This is a genomic window from Succiniclasticum sp., assembly GCF_056977735.1.
The window spans coordinates 72,267-91,001 of record NZ_DBMCWA010000003.1; the positions used below are offsets into that span (position 1 = coordinate 72,267).

General features: G+C 49.6%; 16 protein-coding genes. 14 read left to right on the plus strand and 2 right to left on the minus strand.

Annotated features, from left to right (window positions below; genetic code table 11):
* The first annotated feature begins 3 nt into the window (after window positions 1-3).
* Window positions 4-1,299 (plus strand): O-acetylhomoserine aminocarboxypropyltransferase/cysteine synthase family protein, encoded by a 1,296-nt coding sequence (locus tag ACZOWY_RS02570; RefSeq protein WP_484392602.1) that lies wholly within the window; start codon window positions 4-6, stop codon window positions 1,297-1,299.
* A gap of 123 nt (window positions 1,300-1,422) precedes the next feature.
* The gene (cysK, locus tag ACZOWY_RS02575; RefSeq protein WP_484392603.1) at window positions 1,423-2,355 is read left to right on the plus strand and encodes a cysteine synthase A; all 933 of its coding nucleotides are present in this window, start codon (window positions 1,423-1,425) and stop codon (window positions 2,353-2,355) included.
* A 503-nt stretch (window positions 2,356-2,858) separates the two neighbouring features.
* On the opposite strand, the gene ACZOWY_RS02580 is transcribed toward cysK, so the two are convergent.
* Window positions 2,859-4,004, minus strand: a complete 1,146-nt coding sequence (locus ACZOWY_RS02580) for an ATP-binding protein (protein WP_484392604.1) — start codon at window positions 4,002-4,004, stop codon at window positions 2,859-2,861.
* 7 nt (window positions 4,005-4,011) lie between these two features.
* Here ACZOWY_RS02580 and ACZOWY_RS02585 point away from each other — a divergent pair, with 7 nt between their 5' ends.
* The 8 genes from ACZOWY_RS02585 to ACZOWY_RS02620 all read left to right on the plus strand — a co-directional run bounded on the left by ACZOWY_RS02585 (window position 4,012) and on the right by ACZOWY_RS02620 (window position 13,182).
* Window positions 4,012-4,179, plus strand: a complete 168-nt coding sequence (locus tag ACZOWY_RS02585; protein ID WP_484392605.1) for a hypothetical protein — start codon at window positions 4,012-4,014, stop codon at window positions 4,177-4,179.
* Window positions 4,180-4,571: 392 nt separating this feature from the next.
* Window positions 4,572-6,176: a carboxylesterase/lipase family protein gene (locus ACZOWY_RS02590; RefSeq protein ID WP_484392606.1), complete on the plus strand. Its 1,605-nt coding sequence runs from the start codon at window positions 4,572-4,574 to the stop codon at window positions 6,174-6,176.
* Between the two features lie 375 nt (window positions 6,177-6,551).
* Window positions 6,552-7,043, plus strand: a complete 492-nt coding sequence (locus tag ACZOWY_RS02595; protein WP_484392607.1) for a ubiquitin family protein — start codon at window positions 6,552-6,554, stop codon at window positions 7,041-7,043.
* Between the two features lie 306 nt (window positions 7,044-7,349).
* Window positions 7,350-8,162, plus strand: a complete 813-nt coding sequence (locus ACZOWY_RS02600) for a cysteine desulfurase family protein (RefSeq protein ID WP_484392608.1) — start codon at window positions 7,350-7,352, stop codon at window positions 8,160-8,162.
* Window positions 8,129-8,209 (plus strand): hypothetical protein, encoded by an 81-nt coding sequence (locus tag ACZOWY_RS02605; RefSeq protein ID WP_484392785.1) that lies wholly within the window; start codon window positions 8,129-8,131, stop codon window positions 8,207-8,209. Before ACZOWY_RS02600 ends, ACZOWY_RS02605 begins: the two co-directional genes overlap by 34 nt.
* A gap of 225 nt (window positions 8,210-8,434) precedes the next feature.
* Window positions 8,435-9,505: an asparaginase gene (locus tag ACZOWY_RS02610; protein WP_484392609.1), complete on the plus strand. Its 1,071-nt coding sequence runs from the start codon at window positions 8,435-8,437 to the stop codon at window positions 9,503-9,505.
* A gap of 32 nt (window positions 9,506-9,537) precedes the next feature.
* A complete protein-coding gene (locus tag ACZOWY_RS02615) occupies window positions 9,538-11,115 on the plus strand; it encodes an ABC transporter substrate-binding protein (RefSeq protein WP_484392610.1) in 1,578 nt (525 codons plus the stop codon).
* A gap of 69 nt (window positions 11,116-11,184) precedes the next feature.
* Window positions 11,185-13,182, plus strand: a complete 1,998-nt coding sequence (locus tag ACZOWY_RS02620; protein ID WP_484392611.1) for a KUP/HAK/KT family potassium transporter — start codon at window positions 11,185-11,187, stop codon at window positions 13,180-13,182.
* 23 nt (window positions 13,183-13,205) lie between these two features.
* Here ACZOWY_RS02620 and ACZOWY_RS02625 read toward each other — a convergent pair whose 3' ends face one another.
* Window positions 13,206-14,573: a YjiH family protein gene (locus ACZOWY_RS02625; RefSeq protein ID WP_484392612.1), complete on the minus strand. Its 1,368-nt coding sequence runs from the start codon at window positions 14,571-14,573 to the stop codon at window positions 13,206-13,208.
* A gap of 366 nt (window positions 14,574-14,939) precedes the next feature.
* On the opposite strand from ACZOWY_RS02625, the gene ACZOWY_RS02630 reads away from it, so the two are divergent.
* From ACZOWY_RS02630 to ACZOWY_RS02645, 4 genes are all read left to right on the plus strand, one after another.
* A complete protein-coding gene (locus ACZOWY_RS02630; protein WP_484392613.1) occupies window positions 14,940-15,701 on the plus strand; it encodes a basic amino acid ABC transporter substrate-binding protein in 762 nt (253 codons plus the stop codon).
* Between the two features lie 252 nt (window positions 15,702-15,953).
* Window positions 15,954-16,685 (plus strand): dethiobiotin synthase, encoded by a 732-nt coding sequence (bioD, locus tag ACZOWY_RS02635; protein ID WP_484392614.1) that lies wholly within the window; start codon window positions 15,954-15,956, stop codon window positions 16,683-16,685.
* A gap of 19 nt (window positions 16,686-16,704) precedes the next feature.
* The gene (bioA, locus tag ACZOWY_RS02640) at window positions 16,705-18,096 is read left to right on the plus strand and encodes an adenosylmethionine--8-amino-7-oxononanoate transaminase (protein WP_484392615.1); all 1,392 of its coding nucleotides are present in this window, start codon (window positions 16,705-16,707) and stop codon (window positions 18,094-18,096) included.
* Window positions 18,097-18,111: 15 nt separating this feature from the next.
* Window positions 18,112-18,687 (plus strand): biotin transporter BioY, encoded by a 576-nt coding sequence (locus ACZOWY_RS02645; protein WP_093730360.1) that lies wholly within the window; start codon window positions 18,112-18,114, stop codon window positions 18,685-18,687.
* Window positions 18,688-18,735 lie beyond the last annotated feature (48 nt).

The following is an 18,735-nucleotide window of genomic DNA, read 5'->3' on the forward strand; positions in this document are numbered from 1 at the left end:
ATCATGGCAAACTATAAATTTGAAACCTTACAGTTACACGTTGGACAGGAACAGGCAGACCCGGCGACAGACGCAAGGGCTGTACCGATTTATCAGACTACCTCGTATGTATTCCACAACAGTCAGCATGCGGCGGACCGTTTCGGTCTGAAAGATGCCGGCAACATCTACGGACGCCTGACCAATTCCACCCAGGACGTGCTGGAAAAACGGCTGGCGGCATTGGAAGGCGGCAGCGCCGCACTGGCAGTGGCTTCCGGCGCAGCGGCAGTGACCTACGTTGTACAGGCGCTGGCAGCCAATGGCGGCCACATTGTAGCCCAGAAAACCATCTACGGCGGCAGTTACAATCTGCTGGAACATACGTTACCTGCTTACGGTATTAAGACAACTTTTGTGGATGCCCACAACCTGAATGAAATTGAAAATGCCATTCAGGAAAATACCCGGGCCATTTATCTGGAAACCCTTGGCAATCCCAACAGCGACATTCCCGACATTGATGCGGTAGCGGAAATTGTCCATAAGCACGGTCTGCCGCTGGTCATCGACAACACCTTCGGCACCCCGTACCTGATTCGTCCCATTGAGCACGGTGCGGACGTGGTGATTCATTCCGCTACAAAGTTTATCGGCGGACACGGTACCACTCTGGGTGGTATTATCGTAGACGGTGGAAAATTCGATTGGAAGAAGAGCGGCAAATTCCCCAACATCGCGGACCCGAATCCCAGTTATCACGGTGTGTCCTTCTATGATGCGGCAGGCCCCGCTGCCTTCGTAACTTATATCCGCGCAATCCTGCTGCGGGATACCGGCGCCTGTATCTCTCCTTTCAACGCCTTCCTTTTATTGCAGGGTGTGGAAACGCTGTCCCTGCGGTTGGAACGCCACGCGGAAAACACAAAGAAGGTCGTGGAATATCTGAGTAAGCACCCGCTGGTGGAAAGCGTAAGCCATCCGTCTTTACCGCAACATCCGGATCATGCGCTGTATGAGAAGTACTTCCCCAACGGCGGTGCCTCCATCTTTACTTTTGAAATCAAAGGCGGGCAGGAAGCGGCGTGGAAGTTCATCGACAATCTGAAGATTTTCTCCCTGCTGGCCAACGTGGCGGACGTAAAGAGCCTGGTGATCCATCCGGCTTCCACCACCCATTCCCAGCTGACGGAAGCGGAACTGAAAGATCAGGGCATTTCGTCCAGCACCATTCGTCTCTCCATCGGCACGGAGCACATCGATGACATCATCGCGGATCTGGAAAACGGGTTTGCGGCTGTTGGAAAACAAAATTCCTAATTCATATTGACATAGTATGAAATAAGTTCTATAACTATGTCTGAGAAGAAAAGAGCACGGATTCGTTTACCGACGCTTCCGTAGGAAACTTCTGAATTTAGAATAGAAAAGAAGGGAAACGTTATGGCTAAGATTTACAAAGGAACCCTGGGATTAATCGGCAACACGCCGCTGGTAGAGGTTGTCAATATTGAAAAGGAGTTAGGCCTGGAAGCTACCATTCTGGTGAAGCTGGAATACTTCAACCCGGCAGGCAGCGTGAAGGACCGCATTGCCAAAGCCATGATCGAAGACGCGGAAGCAAAAGGCCTGCTGAAACCGGGCGCAGTAATTATTGAGCCTACTTCCGGCAACACGGGCATTGGTCTGGCATCTATCGCGGCGGCCAAAGGCTATCGCATCATTCTCACTATGCCGGAAACCATGAGCGTGGAACGTCGCAACATACTGAAAGCCTACGGCGCGGAAATCGTGCTGACGGAAGGTGCGAAGGGCATGAAGGGCGCCATCGCCAAGGCGGATGAGCTGGCGAAGGAGATACCCAACAGCTTTATTCCCGGTCAGTTTGTAAATCCGGCCAACCCGGCCGTTCATAAAGCCACTACCGGCCCGGAAATCTGGAACGACACCGACGGCAAAGTTGACATCTTTATCGCGGGCGTAGGTACCGGCGGTACGGTAACGGGCACCGGCGAGTATCTGAAAGAACAGAACCCCAATGTGAAAGTTGTGGCGCTGGAACCGGCGGATTCCCCTGTGTTATCCGAAGGCAGGGCAGGCGCCCATAAGATCCAGGGCATCGGCGCGGGCTTTGTGCCGGAAGTGCTGAATACCAAACTTTACGACGAAGTATTTAAAGCGGAAAGCGCGGACGCCTTTGCAGCGGCAAAACTTCTGGCAAAAAAAGAAGGAATCTCCGTAGGCATTTCTTCCGGCGCGGCGCTGCATGGTGCCATTGCATTGGCAAAACGTCCGGAGAACAAAGGCAAGGTCATCGTGGCCCTGCTGCCGGACAGCGGCGACCGTTACTATTCAACCCCGTTGTTTACGGAGTAAAAGTATGCGTATTTGATAGAATGTTTTTAAGGGCTTTCGTTAAGGGCAGGAATCCTCATTGCAGAATGCCAACAGATTATTGAGACAGTACGAAGAAGAGGAACGGTTCCGGCTCCGTAAAATAAAACGGCAGCGGAACATCGCATATGTGATAGCCGCTGCCAGTCTGTATTTTGCGGTACGGAAAATGTAGATGGCGTTATGACCCGTGGGGTAAACCCCGCGGTTTTTTTTGTACTTTTTCGGAAAAACAGGCCTTTTTTCTCTTTTAGGAACCAGGAAGGAAAAGAAATAACGATAACATCCTGCCTTCACGGATTTCGGGAAAATCACTAAAAAACCGGCTTTAAGTGGGCATAGGAAGATGAGGGACAGAATAAACCTATCGTTATTGCCCCGCAGGCGGCTTTTGAATGCTACGTGGAAGGAAACCATGAGTGTCTTACAAAGTAAATAATATGCACACCCTTGTTCCAGCATTGCTGAAATTGTTGATCTCAACTTCAGAATATTTCCCAATAGCCTGTTTTGTTGGATCCAATCCTTCTTATTTTTCCAGCGACGGACAGTTTGTCCAATGCTCGCTGAATTGTCCGAACAGTTCGCCCGGTCTTTTCCGCAAGTGACTCTCTTGTCTGGGTTGGATCCTCTTTCAGCAGCATATAAACCCTTGCTTCGGTAGGAATCTTTACTTCTTTATCGTGATCAGTGACACTTATAGTGACATTTTGAGTGACATGTTCCTGATACGTGTCCCTGTAAAAAATGAAGGCGAAGCCATAGTTTTCAAATGCTGCCTCGATCCTGATGCTGAATTTATCACAGAGGGCGTAAACTTTTCTGAATCCGCTGCCGAAAATCTCAACGTCCTTACTCTTGTACAGGGTATTCAGGATCACCCTGTTTCTCGGCATGGAGCGGATCCGCTGTCTGGCAAACATTTCCGGGGACAGACCGGCTGGGAATTGTCCCGGGTTGTAAATTTCAACTTTTGTTGGAGTGATGTCGATTTCGTTCTCGCTGATGCCCCTGTAATCGGCATGCGCGAAAGAGTTCACGACAATCTCTCGTATGGCCTCCACCGGGATCTCAGGTACTTCAACTCGCGAGGTGCCGTTTCCGTTTTCTACACGCCAGTTGATATGTTCCTTAATATAGGAAAAGCCCCTGCGGATCAGATTGAAAACATTATCTTCAATCCTTCCAATGTCGGAGAAGTTGATGCGCTCATCTGTGACATAGACAGCCAGCTTCAGCACAGCAGGCTTTTTGTTCGAAAAGAGGTAGTAACCGGCGTTTGTGAGTTTCCCCTGCTCGTACAACCCGAGTCCGGTGAGCAGTTCTTCTGCATTATATGCAGCCATTTCCTCCAGTCTGCCGCATGAGACGGCCCTTTTGTAGAATTCTTCAAGAGAATCTTTGTCAACGGCATCAAGACCATACTGTGTCAGGTTGTTCTCCCAATGAGACGACCTGTCTGTTTCGGCCATCATTCTTTTCAATTCATCTGGCGTCATTTCTTCTGTCCGGTCAAATACCCTTTTGTAATATCTCCCGAAAGAAGAATAGGGCTTCTCCTTGCCGGAAAAATCCACCCTGATTACATCTCTTCCTCCCAGTATTTCTCTCTTGACTTCCGGATAGATCATGGGTTTGATGGCTTCTTTTACCTTTTTTGCTACATCATCAAGAGATGAGGCACTGAAGGAAGAAAAGAACAGGCTGGCGGATGAAATGGCGGTGCTTGTGGAATTGATGGATAATTCGTCACAGTCGGCAGACGCAAGGAGATCACGGTCAGTTTCAAGGATGGGACGGAGATAAAGGCATGAAGCTTGGAAAGTGTGTAACTGGGAAAAGAAAGATACGTTGTGTTGCTATTGCAAAATATATAAAAAGAATCAGGTTGTGGATTTTGATTTGAATAATGCTGAACGGATAACAGAAGAAGAATTTATGGAAGAGAATGAATAGGATATTTCCTAAACATAGGCGCAAAGATTCTTTTTACAGCTACGGTTCAAAATCTGTGGCTGATTTGTTATAATTAATTAAGGAAACCATAGTTTTGATATAATAAACAATATAGTTATAATGAGACTGTCAATGGTATTTCGCAACATATTTGATTAACATGATTGACAGGGGTTGTATCCCCTGTCAGGTTCGAAGGTTATTATTGTGTCCTTTGTATTTTTCTAACGAGGAGGAAAAGAATGAGTATTTCATCCACACACATTCAGGAGGCAACTGTACGAATGCGGTCGTTGTACGGCGAGAACAAGAAAATTATCAATGGCAATTATGACGAGTCCCTGGCGGTCAAGTGCATAAACGGCATCTTCGTCGGACAGAAGAAGGGGGATGTTATCGCCTTCAGGGGTATTCCGTATGTCGGCGAACAGCCTGTAGGAGAATACCGCTGGAAGGCTCCGGTGCCGGCAGTTCCGGACGATGGCGTGTACGAGGCGCATTATTTTGGGACAGTTCCCCCTCAGGGCGTGGATCCTCTTCAGATCGGCTCCCTTTACCCCGCAAGTGAGAAATGCCTGTATCTGAATGTATGGAAGTCGGTGGACACAGGCACTGAAAAGAAGCCGGTCATCGTATGGATTCACGGCGGCGCTTTTGTGGCCGGCTCCACGGCAGAACCGAGGGAGGAGGGCACCGCATATGTTCAGGAGAATCAGGATATCGTATTTGTTTCAATCGAATACCGTCTTGATGTCTATGGTTTCCTCCATCTCTCCCATCTGCCGGACGGGGGGGACTATCCGGATGCGCAGAATCTGGGGATGATGGATCAGATGCAGGCGCTAAAGTGGATTCATGAGAACATTGCCTTCTTCGGAGGAGATCCCGACAACGTGACGCTCATAGGCGAATCCGCGGGTGGATGCAGCGTATGCCTGCTTTCACTGATCGAGGGTTCTCACAAGTATTTTCATCGTATCATCGCCCAGAGCGGCGCACTTTTTGGTACGCGATCCACGGAGGAGGCCATAGCCTGCACAAATGAATTGATGGAGCTCCTTGGTTTGAAAACCGTTGCCGACCTGCAGAAGGTACCTACTGAGAAGCTTATAGAAGCATCTGGCAGCATACTCGGGCTGCGCATATTCCCGGAAAGGGACGGAAGCTACCTGCCCGAGAACCCGTATGAAGAGTTTGCCGGGGGCGCTGCGAAGGATATCGACATTCTTCAGGGCTGCAACAAGGACGAAGGGGGATATTTTGCGTTCGTTTTGGGACCGGAGGTCTACAGCACGTTTGCTGCCGACCGAAAGGCGAAAAAGCTTGCCCAGCTGACGGAGGAAGAAAAAGCGTTGGTAGAAAGCTTTTGCAGCGATCCGAAGAACGAAAGTCCTGATTACGCCTCCGTAACCCGCCTGTTTGAGCAGATTATGTTTAAGGCTCCGTTGATCAGGCTGTCGGAGAACCAGACCACGGGCGGCGGTAAATCCTACACCTATTACTTCACGCCGGAATCCTCCGTGCCGAAGATGCGGTGCGCGCATACCATAGAGATTTCCACCGTATTCAACCATCCAGAAGAGAATCTCATAACAGGAAGAATATTTGATGAGGCTTTCTCGAAGACCCTGCGTAGGATGTGGATCCAATTTGCAAAGACCGGCAATCCCTCTCTCAGTGCAGATATTTCCCCTGACGGCAAGGCGCATGAGTGGCCGCTTTATGACCTGGAGAATAAGCAGGTGATGGTTTTGGATGAATTCGACATCCATCCCGCAAAGGAGTCGGAGGTCAAGATCGTGGATTGGGATAGGACCTATTTCCTTACCGATTACTATATGATTTAATCAGTGAGGGGCTGTTCTTTTTACAACGTTAACAAATCTTTATTTGCTGGGACAACAGAATCCGGGCGGTCGGGATTGCCAGCATGGAAGTGAAATATGCGGAAGGCTGACTCAGGAAAATACCACATCCATCCCTACAGGCACCAACGCGGGAACATACAGCGTTTGGTATTTTAATTTATAACCGATTAGGAATACATGTTCGAGTCTGACAGGAGGAACCTATGATTTTCAAAGGTTCTTCAAAGGTTGATATTAAGGGGGTGTGCAAAAATGCACCCACCTGAACATGTGCGGGTGCATCGTTAAACGGATTGTTTCTACCTATTATAATTCTATCAATCGCGGATTAGTAATAAAAAAGGCGGAATCAAAATGAACAGAAAAAATGTAAAACGGGTTTTCACCCTCCTGTTATTAGCTGCAGCGCTGATGGCATTTCCATCTGTTTCACATATGTTTGGTACAGAAAAGCCGGCTGAAACAATTTCATCTTTTGAGATTGTCACGCTTCGCCTGAGCGGTATGCGTTTTACCACCGAATACGAAATCATGATGAAAGACAGTGGCGCCGAAGTCGTGGAATATGCGATACGGTACGAAAAAGAGGAGGACCGGCGCCTGCCTCAGAGAAAAACGGTGTGCAGCGCTGAAAGGATACTGAAGCTGTTGAACGACTGCGAGCTAATTTCCTGGGATGGTTTCCATGGCCGGCATCCGAAACACGTCAGGGACGGGATCATGTTTTCTCTTCAGGCCACAGTCAATGGTGACAGAAAAATAAGAGCGGAAGGCTCGGAGAATTTTCCAAAGCATTTCAGGGAACTGAGGGACGGGCTGCACGCCATCCTCAGTCAAAAGAATTAATCAGTGTTTCCTTAATTTCATGGGTAACGATGCGGCGAAAACAAATCCAGGCGCCGCCTTCAAATTATATCAATGATCAACTGTACCGTTTAACGGCCAACGGGCCGGTGCGGTACAGTTTTTTATTATGTATTATTGTCCAATAAAACCATATAAAACCCATTGACATAGTATGAAATAGGTGCTATAACTATAACTGAAGAATTTGAAGCCGGGGTACTGCAGGCAAATAGACGCAGAAGGAAGGGACTGAAGATCTGGAAGAGTGTCTGCGCTATAACAGAGGGGTGAATGAGGGTGACATTCATGAAAGAAAAAGATAAGTTGCATAACCATATGATCTACGCCGACAATGCGGCGACGACAAAGATGAGTCCTGCGGCCATTCAGTCGATGCTGCCGTACATGGAAACGATCTGGGGCAATCCGTCCAGCCTGTACGTGCATGGGCAGCGGGCTGCGGAAGCGCTACAGTCCGCACGGGAACGGATCGCGGCGTGCTTTGGGGCAACGGCAGGGGAAATCTATTTTACCTCCGGCGGCAGCGAAGCGGATAACCAGGCCATTGCGGAAATCGGAAAAATCTGCAAAGAAAAAGGCGTGTTATTCCATACTGACGCTGTGCAGGCGGCGGGGCATCTGCCCATTGATGTAGTGGCGCAGCACATCGATATGCTGTCCCTGTCCGCCCATAAGTTCCACGGTCCCAAAGGGAGCGGCGTACTGTACGCGCGAAAGGGGATCCCGCTGACCAATATTATCGAAGGCGGGGCGCAGGAGCGCGGCAAACGGGGCGGTACGGAAAACGTGCCGGCGATTATGGGTATGGCGATGGCGTTGGAAGAGGCGTGCGCCCATATGGAAGAAAACACTGAAAAGGTACTGAAATTGCGGAACCGGCTGATTGAAGGGCTTTCCCGGATTCCCCACAGCGTGTTGAACGGCGATCCGGAAAAACGGCTGCCGGGCAATGTCAGTTTCTGTTTTGAGGGAATTGAAGGCGAGAGCCTCCTCCTGCTGCTGGACGATAAGGGAATCTGCGCATCTTCCGGCTCGGCCTGCCCTCACATAAACTGCACTGCTCCGTGTTGGCGGAGGAAGCCATTCAGGCGGCAGTAAAAGATTACTATGAACGAAAGAAGCGGACGGAAGATAATAGCCATTGAGTAATTCATTTAAGAGGGGTTTCTATAATTTGTGTTTTGTTAATTGAACATCATCTTTTAATAACACAGATAATCAATACAACCGGTATCAGTCAGAAACAGTCTGATACCGGATTTTTTGATTTGTGTAGCATCTTTTTCTTAATCGAAGTAGTTTATGGTATAATAAAGTAGATTTAAACCATTCAGAAACGTACAGTAGATTTTGGAAGAGGTTGAAACGCTATGAAACAAAAAGCAAATGTGCATATCATCGCAACCGGCGGCACCATCGCGGGGCGGGCGGATTCAGCGGCCGCCACGGTAGGATACAAAGCAGGGGAACTGACGGTTGGACAGCTGATTGCTTCCGTGCCGGGACTGGACAAACTGGCGAAGCTTTCCGGCGAGCAGCTGTGCAATATCGACAGCAAGGATATGCAGGAAGCAATCTGGCTGCAGCTGGCGGAGCGTGTGGAGGAAGCGGCAGAACGGAAGGATGTGGACGGCATCGTCATCACCCACGGCACGGATACTCTGGAAGAAACGGCGTATTTTCTGCAGCTGACGGTAAAGACGGACAAACCCGTCGTTCTGACTGGCGCAATGCGACCTGCTACGGCCATCAGCGCGGACGGGCCCATGAACATCTGGCAGGCAGTACAGGTTGCGGCAGATGTAAGCGCGAAAGGGCGCGGCGTGCTGGTGGTGATGAACGGGCAGATTAACGCAGCGGAAACCGTTACCAAGGTCAATGTGAATGCGCTGGAAGCGTTCCGGTCACCGGGCGGCGGGCCTGCAGGCGTTATCGTAGACGGGAAGGTTTTCTGGAATGAGTGCGGCGCAGTATGCGTTCTCCAAACAAAGCAGCGTGGAGCGTCAGGACAGGAAGCCGGTGTGGCGAAAAATGAGGCATGTGTATGCCTGGAAAACAAACGGTACTTTTCTGTTAATAATCTTACGCAGCTTCCTAAAGTCAGAATTATCTACGGCTGCGTGGGCGGCGACGACGGACTGTTCGTGAAGGCGGCTCTGCAGGATGGAGCCGGGGGATTGGTGTATGCGGCCTGCGGTAACGGCAGCGTGCCGGAAAAACTGGCAGGATTGTTTAAGGAAACGGTTGCTTCCGGTGTGCCGGTGGTGATTGCTACCCGTTGCGGCGGCGGGATCGTGGTACTGTCTGAGGAAATGACGGTAAGGAATGGATTCATTGCCAGCGGACTTCTGAACCCGCAAAAGGCAAAAATTTTATTGCAGCTTGCGCTGACGAAAACAAACGAAATGAAAGAAATCCGGGCAATGTTCCAACGCCGGTAAACTGATCTGTGAAAAGGAAAAGAAGCAATCCCATGAAAGCAATTTGGAAAAAAACGGCAGCTGCGGCACTAGCCGGGCTGTTCATGCTGGCAGTTGCTGGCTGTGGCAGCGGTGAGAAAAAAAACAGCCAGAAAGAAATCCTGAAGGTCGGCGTTGCCGGCTTTGCGGACAATCTGGAGTCTGCCAGTCAGACAGGCGGTTTGACTGTGATCCGTTACGGCCTGGGGGAAACGCTGGCAAAGTTTGGCAAAGACATGCAGGTGGTTCCCTGGCTGGCGGAAAGCTGGAAGGTTGGCGCTGACAAACTGACCTGGACCTTTACGGTCAACGATAAAGCGATGTTTTCCAATGGAAATAAAGTGACGGCCGAAGCAGTTAAATCTTCCATAGAGCGGACTCTTTCCCTGTCTGTGGAGGCATCGGATTGGGCCAGGATAGATTCCATGAAAGCAGAAGGGCAGACCCTGACCGTCAGAACAAAAACACCGCTGCCCGGTTTGCCGGGCGTATTCTGTGATCCCCGGTTTAGCATCGTGGATACATCTGTCAGGGACAGGGATATTCCGCACCTGGGTCCTGTTTGCACCGGTCCGTATACAGTCAAGTCTTTCGCCCGTGACAAAGCTGTCATGGAGGCCAATTCCCATTACTGGAAGGGGCCGGTTCCTTTTAAGGGAGTAGAGATTCTGTCTTTCGATGATCCTCATACCCGTGCCATGGCTCTGAAGAAAGGGGAAGTGGACGTTGCGGCCGGTATTTCTTCCGGCGATCTCAACCTGTTTAAGGACGCCAATGCGTTCCGCATCAGCGAGAGGAATTCCCTCAATTCCGTTTTGGCCCGGCTCAATATACAGCCGGGACGCCCGCTGGCCGATCAGCGAATCAGGGAGGCGCTGGCTTTTTGTCTTGATCGTCCAGCTTATTGCAAGGTGCTGCTGAGGGATACGTTTATCCCCGGCGGGCCTGTGCTGGCGCCGGGTCTTGGCTACGGTTACAATGAACTGATGAAGCTGGATGCATGCAGGCGGGATGTAGCGAAATCCAAGAAACTGCTGAAAGAAGCCGGCTGGAAAGATACCAATGGAGACGGCATCGTGGATAAAGGCGGAAAAAACCTGGAAATCGGTTTTACGATTTACACCAGCCAGGCTGAACTGCCGCTGTTGGCGGAGGCGGTGAAGGCAGACGCCAGAAACGTCGGGATAAAGATCAATATCAAAGCGGAAGATTACAATGCGGTGGAGCAGGCAGAAAAATCCGGTGATTACGACATGCTGATCCATACGGGTATGACGCTGCAGGCAGGAAGCCCGCTGTATTATATGAATATGTACTGGAAATCAAATACAAACGGTAACAATCCGCATAATACATCCGGCTACAGCAATGTAAAATTTGATGCCCTAAGCGAAGCGTTGTCCGTGGAACCGGATCCGGCAAAACAGAAACAGATGACTATTGATATGCAGAAGATTTTGCTGGAAGATACGGCAGCCATCGTATTCGGCTATCCGAAAACGAATATAATCAGCAGTGCTGCTATTGCTAATGCGGACATTATGCCCTGTGATTATTATTGGATCACCGGGGACTGGCAACGCAGCAAATAACATAAAAACTTTTAATATTAAGAGATGTTTCATGCAGGCTGTTATATAATTGGTTCAGGGGGGGATAATATGCAGTCGAATCAGACTGAACACCAACATAAATTCAGTATGGGGATGTTCCTTGTAGCGCTCGGTATCGTATACGGCGATATCGGCACGTCCCCGATGTATGTAATGAAATCCATCATCGAAGGAAACGGCGGGCTTGGCCATGTGGATCAGGAGTTTATTGTCGGCTCGCTGTCACTGGTAATCTGGACAATCACGTTGCTGACAACGATCAAGCATGTGCTGATCGCGCTGCGGGCCGATAACCATGGTGAGGGCGGGATCTTTGCGCTTTACAGTCTGATCCGTCAGTGCGGAAAATGGCTGATCATCCCTACGATGATCGGCGGCTGTACCATGCTGGCCGACGGCGTTCTGACCCCTGCTGTTACTGTCACAACGGCAGTAGAAGGGTTGCGCAGTATTGAAGCGGTGGACGCTATGCTGGGAACCGGGGAGCATATTGTGGTGCTGATCACGCTGGTGATTATCAGTGTTCTGTTTCTGATTCAGCGGAGCGGGACCAGTTCCATCGGCAAACTGTTCGGTCCGGTTATGATGGTGTGGTTTTTGTTTCTGGGCATCACGGGCGCCTGGCTGACCCTTAATGATCTTTCAATCTTACGGGCATTTAATCCGTTGTATGCTGTACAGGTCCTGCTCAGTCCCCACAATAAAGCAGGTTTCCTGATATTGGGAAGTGTATTCCTGTGTACCACCGGCGCGGAAGCCCTGTATACGGATATGGGGCATGTGGGCCGCAACAACATCTTCGTCAGCTGGCCTTTTGTAAAAATCTGTCTGATTTTGAATTATATGGGACAGTGCGCCTGGATCATTCAGAATCATACCAATCCGGCCTTATGGGCTTTGGAGGATTTTAATCCGTTTTATATGATGCTTCCGGAGGTTCTCCGGCCGGTGGCGATCCTGCTGAGCGCGCTGGCTGCGATCATTGCCAGCCAGGCCCTGATCAGCGGCAGCTATACGTTGGTGCATGAGGCTGCCAACCTGGACCTCATGCCCCATTTAAACGTGCGGTATCCGTCAGATACGAAAGGACAGATCTATATTCCTTTTGTCAACAACACGCTGTGGCTCTTCTGTGCGCTGGTGGTTCTGTACTTCCGCAGCGGGTCCCGGATGGAAAACGCCTACGGTCTGGCCATTACCATCAGTATGCTGATGATGACAATTATGTTTTGTGTTTATATCGGCGTGCTGCATAAACACCCGGTGGCTGCTTCTGTATTCGGCCTGGTCTTCTTTGCCCTGGAAGGCGTATTTTTCGTATCAAGTCTGGGAAAATTCGTGGTGGGCGGCTATGTGGCCATTATTATCTCCCTGGGAGTTCTCTTTATTATGCTCGCCTGGTACCGCGGGACGCAGGTTGAAATGGCGCAAAACACATTCCTGAATATGCGGGAACATCTGGCAGCCATTAAAAAACTGCAGAACGATGAATCCATTCCGTTATGCAGCCATAATGTGGTGTATCTGGTCAAAGGGGAAGACCCGGAAAAAATCGACCGGGATATCCTGTATTCGATTCTGGATAAAGATCCGAAGCGGGCGGACGCCTACTGGTTTATCAGTGTCAATACCACCAACGAACCGTATCAGAAGCAGTATGAGGTGGAAACCTTCGGAACGGATTACATCTTCCGGGTGAATCTGTATCTCGGCTATAAGGTAAGGCCCAGCGTCAACATCTATCTGAGGCAGGTCGTGAGCGATCTGCTGGCATCGGGCGAATTGCCGAAACAGCATCGGCAGCATTCCATCTACGGGCCTTCGGACATAGGTTCTTTCAAATTCTGCCTGATTCGGAAAATGATGCCGCAGGAAGGGGATATTGATGAAGTGGATAATGCGCTGATACGTGCGAAATATGCAATCCGCCGCTTCGTCGGGAATCCGTTCCAGTGGTTCGGGCTGGAAACATCCAACATACTTATCGAATATGTGCCGTTATTCCTTCCCCAGAGGCAGAAAGCAGACCGGCTGGAACGGGTTTGAAACGTTCCTTGTGGTATATCTTTTCAAAATATCATATGGGCAAAAGCCGAAGCGATAACAAGGCTGATGACCGTCCGTTCTAAGAATAAGACAAAAAGTTCCGGCAGGTTCACCGGGATTTTGGAACCCAGGATCAGGCCGCCCACTTCGGACAGGTAAATCAGCTGGGTGACGGATACAACCGCAACGATAAACCTTGTCATGTTGCTGGTGATGGTGCTGGCCGCCAGGATGGACGGGGTAAACATGTCGGTGAATCCCACCACCATGGTTTTGGATGCGGCGGCGGCTTCGGGAATATCCAACAGGTTCAGCAAAGGCATAAAGGGGAGCCCCAGGGTTTCAAAAACGGTGGTGTTTAATGCCAGAACCAAAGCCAGGGTGCCGATGCACATGACGACAGGCAGCACGCCGAACCACATGCCGGCGGCATTCTTCAGACTGCTTTCCAGGAACTGTTCAAGTCCTTTGTATTCCGCAACCCGCTTGCAGGCCAGGTCCAGACCGTAGTCCCAGGAAGAGGTGTAACCTTCGGGAAGTTCTTCCCCCATGGCTTTACCGGGGACAAGGAACGTATCCTTTTTCAAAGACAGGGGAGGGATGCGGGGCAATATCAGGGCGCAGATGATCCCGATGACGCAGACCACCAGATAATAAATCCCAAAATAATCCATCAGCTTGACCTGGGCCAGCACCACGATGCTGAAAGTGATGGAAACGGCGGAGAAGGTGGTGGCCACAATGGCCGCTTCCCGTTCGGAATAATAGCCGTCTTCATACTGGTTGGCAGTAAGCATGACGCCCAGCGTGCCGTCGCCGATCCAGGAAGTGATACAGTCCACCGCCGCGCGGCCCGGAATGGTGAAAAGGGGACGCATGACTTTTGTCAGCAGTGCTCCGATAAATTCCAACAGGCCGAAATCCAGAAGAAAGGGGAGCAGCAGTCCGGCCAGCAGAAAGATGATGACAAGGACAGATAACAGTTCGGTGAGTACGAAGCCCCCGGCGTCTGCCATGGTAATCATATGGATAATACCGGTGGCATCTTCCCCGGCGTCAACCTTCAGGTACGTCAGCCAGATAAAGACGGCACCGATGACCCGGATCAGGGCCCAGACGGGCGTGGCGGAAAAAGTTTTATCTATGATGGGGTAGGTGGTAATGAAGCTGGGACGTTTCAGTGAAATTACTCCCAAAATGGCTGAGACAGTTACGATGGCGACGCACAGCAGCGGCAGGTAATCGCCCAATGCCGTGCCGATCATATCGGCAAGTATTTTGACTACGATGGTCCAGTTGTCATTGTATTTTATCGGTACCATAAATAAAAGAATACCGAGGAGCGAGGGGATCAGGAACCCTGCCATGAGTTTTCCGTTTCTTGTTTTCATAAACGTATTGTAATCCGGCGTTTCGTTCAGGGAGGCCGGATTTTCCTTTCCCCCGGTTATCCGGGTTGATTGGTTTGTTTCACAATGTGTTCCTTTCAACGGCTTTACGCGTTTGAAAATGGGATGCGGCTTACTTACGATAACTATATCACTAAATCGAAAAAGTTAAAATAACAAAATGTAAAAAAGAAACTTCTTCATTGTGTTTCTGCCGAAACTGTGATAAATTTTACTTGTAGAAACCGAAGCGGAAAATCGGGATAAACGTATCCGGCCGTATTTGTTTCTGGCTGTAAAACCCCGGGCAAATCCGGGAGAAAGGAAGATCCGGTCACGTTTCAGGAGATTGGATCATAAGCAAAGAAAATGAAAAAATATTTATTGTGCTTCATCAGTATCCTGATGGCACTTTTCGTTACCGCAGGTTGCGGTGTAGAGAAAAAAGCAGAGGGCCCTAAGGTGCTGAAAGTCGGGACGGAAGTCACATTCCCGCCGTTTGAATTCAGAGAGAAGGGTAGCAAGGAGATTGCCGGTTTTGATATGGATCTGATCCGCGCGATCGGAAAAAAACTCGATATGCAGGTCGAAATCCTGGACATGGACTTCGAGGCACTGATCCCTGCTGTCAAACGCGGGAACCTGAATCTGGTCATTGCCGGTATGACGATTACGCCGGACCGGCAAAAAATCGTAGATATAAGCGAGCCTTATTATACTTCGGGGCTCGTTATTGTAGTGGATAAAGGGAACACCGCAATTCGAAAACCGGAAGACCTGAAGGGGCGGGCTGTTGCCGTCCAGACAGGGACAACCGGGGAAGAAAAAGCGAAGCAGCTGGCCGGAGAAAAGGTCCGGAACTATAAGACCAACGAAGAAGTTTTCCGCGCCCTGAAGGATAAGTCTGTGGAAGCCATCATCATCGACAAGCCCGTTGCCCGGTATTTCATTAACAAATATCATCCGGATGCAGTGATTGTTGGAAATACGTTTGAAACAGAAACGTATGGCATCGTGATGCGCCGGCACGGAGAACTGACACCGAAAGTCAACAAAGCTCTCGCGGAACTGAAAAGCAGCGGGGAATACGACAAGATTTACGAAAAATGGTTTGGGAAAGAAAGCAAGTAATAGAAAACTGATTCTCCCGGCAGGCATAAATAAACAGGACGCTTTCAACTTGTTTGAGTTGAGATGCGTCCTGTTTTTATTACCCGGTGTTTTTGCTATTCTAAAAAAATAACGTCAACCTATTCGAAAATAAAGTTGACGTATTTGCGATTCCGCCTTATAATTTTAACGTAAACCAATGCCTAAAGCGCAGTTAACGTTGCAGGGCAAATGGTGAAGGCATCTATTAAACCAAAGAAAGAGGGTATGGGTTTGCTTGCAATAGGCATTACAGCAACGGATACGGAAATGGGAAAAACCGTGGTGACAGGGGCGTTGGCAGCTGCATTGCGTTTTCGTGGAATTACACCGGGCATTTTCAAACCGGTTGCTTCCGGATGTGTGCGGCGGCAGGATGGGGAACTGATTTCAACAGATGCGGAGTTCCAGATGAAATGTGCGGGTTATCCTGACACATTGCGCAAGGAAGTGATTCCTGTAATATTAGAAGCTGCTTTGGCTCCGGCAGAAGCCAGCAGACTGGAAGGCGTAACACTTCAGCCGGAAAGAATGATTGAAGGCGCGAAGGCCTGTATGACCGGTCATGAGGTTTCCGTGCTGGAAGGTATTGGAGGTATCACGGCGCCGATTACGGAAGAGTTTCTGGTGAAGGACTATTTTAAAGCACTGGGCATTCCGGTTTTAATTGTAGTAAAACCGATATTGGGAAATGTTAATCACGCGGTGCTGACTTCCTATTACTGTCAGCAGCACGGTATTCCGGTTTTGGGATTTATAGTGAACGAATGGAATGAAGAAACAGCGGGAGATTTGGAGAAAGGCAATCTGTATTACTACGAAAAGCTGACGGGGCTTCCGGTTTTGGGAAAGCTTCCCAGGATGACAGAAGAAGAAATGAACGATCCACGGAGGCTGGCCCTGACTACGGAGCAAACTGTTGAACTGGACAAAATCCTGGAACTGGCGAAAGAAATGCGTAATTAAAGAACAAGGAGACGCTTCGATGAACAAATGGGAAGAATTGGACAAAAAATATATCTGGCATCCTTTTACCCAGATGAAAGGATGGTTGGAGAATCCCCAGCTAGTAATTGACCATGGGGAAGGCGTGAAACTGTATGATACGGAAGGAAAAGAGTATCTGGATGCTATCAGCAGTCTGTGGGTCAATATCCACGGGCACCGGCGGAAAGAAATTAATGAAGCGATTATTGCGGAATTAAACAAAGTGGAACACAGCACGCTGCTGGGACTGATTAACGAACCCTCTGCCGAACTGGCGGAAAAGCTGGTGGAAGTTACGCCGGATGGATTAAATAAAGTCTTCTATTCCGACGACGGTTCCACTGCCGTGGAAGCTGCTATCAAGATAGCATTCCAATACTGGAATTACGCCGGACATCCAGAGAAGAAAGATTTCATTAATTTAGGCGATTCCTATCACGGCGATACGGTAGGCGCAGTTTCCGTTGGTAATGTGGAAGTGTTCCACAAGGCCTATAAACCGCTGCTGTTTTCGACTCACCGTGTCAGCTGTCCCTCGTTCTACCATACCAGGATGGACGTACATTCGGAAAAGGAATTCCTGGATGCTTTATTAAAGGAACTGGAAGCGTATCTGAAAGAGCACGCGTCCCATACGGCGGCCATGATTATCGAACCGTTGTGCCAATGTGCCGCAGGCATGCTGATGCAGCCGAAAGGTTACATCAAAGGCGTCAGGGACCTGACGAAAAAATACAATGTGCTGCTGATTGTGGATGAAGTAGCGGTGGGGTTTGGGCGAACCGGATTGATGTTCGCCTGCAATCATGAAAATGTGTTGCCGGACATGATGTGTCTTTCCAAAGGCATCAGCGCCGGTTATCTTCCGTTAGGAGCGACGCTGGTGACGGACGAAATTTACAACGCGTTTTTGGGCGAGCCGACAGAATATAAGACGTTTTATCACGGACATTCCTATACGGGGAATAACCTTGCCTGCGCAGCGGGACTGGCCAGCCTTCGCATTTTTAAGGAGGATAATGTGATTGCCGGCCTGCCGCCTAAAATGGAAATGATCCGTCAGCATTTTAATCGTATCAATGAAATGGAATATGTGGGAGAGGCGCGTCAGTGCGGCATGCTGGGTGGCATTGAACTGATGCGTGACAAAGCGAACCGGATTCCCTTTGATCCCGGTCTCTTAATGGCGGGCGGTATCTGTCAGAATGCGCGGAAGTACGGACTCATTATTCGTAACATAGGTGATGTAATCGTCTTTATGCCGCCTTTGTGTTCCACACCGGCAGAAATTGATGAAATGCTGTCGCGCTTGACAAAATCTATGGAAGAAATCTTTGATAGGGTACGTAAACAGGACGTGAAAGCGTTTTCCGATCCCTGCGCGTTTTGATAGGAGGCCTCTGCTGTGCGCAATTCAAAATTACGAAACCAGATTCTGTGTGCGATTTTTACCGCGCTGATTGCCATCGGAGCATTCATTCGCATTCCGGTTCCCGTAGTGCCGTTTACCCTGCAGTTTCTGTTTACAACCTTGGCAGGCGTACTGTTGGGTTCACGCCTGGGAGCAACCAGCGTGATCCTGTATATCGTGCTGGGGCTGCTGGGAGTGCCTGTCTTTGCGGAAGGCGGTGGGCCCGGCTATATCCTTAAACCAAGCTTCGGTTATCTGCCTGGATTTGCCATCGGCGCCTATATTTCCGGATACTTTGCGGAAAAAACCGGAGGCTCCTCATTCAAAAATCTGCTGCTGGGCAATGCATTGAACCTGGCCGTTGTGTATTTGTGCGGTATGGTTTACTGTTATGTGATCAGCAATTATTACCTGGGAACACCTATTGCAATCTGGCCGCTGGTGTTGTACTGTTTCATTCTGGCAGTGCCGGGGGATGCCGTGTTATGCGTGGTCGCTGCCATTTTAGGTTCCCGGCTTGTGCCGGTGATCGGTGTGAAAGCGTGTCATACGACCGGAAGCCACGTATAACTCTATTGAAAAATCAGGGCTCTTCATTTTTGTGAAGCCGTCCTGATT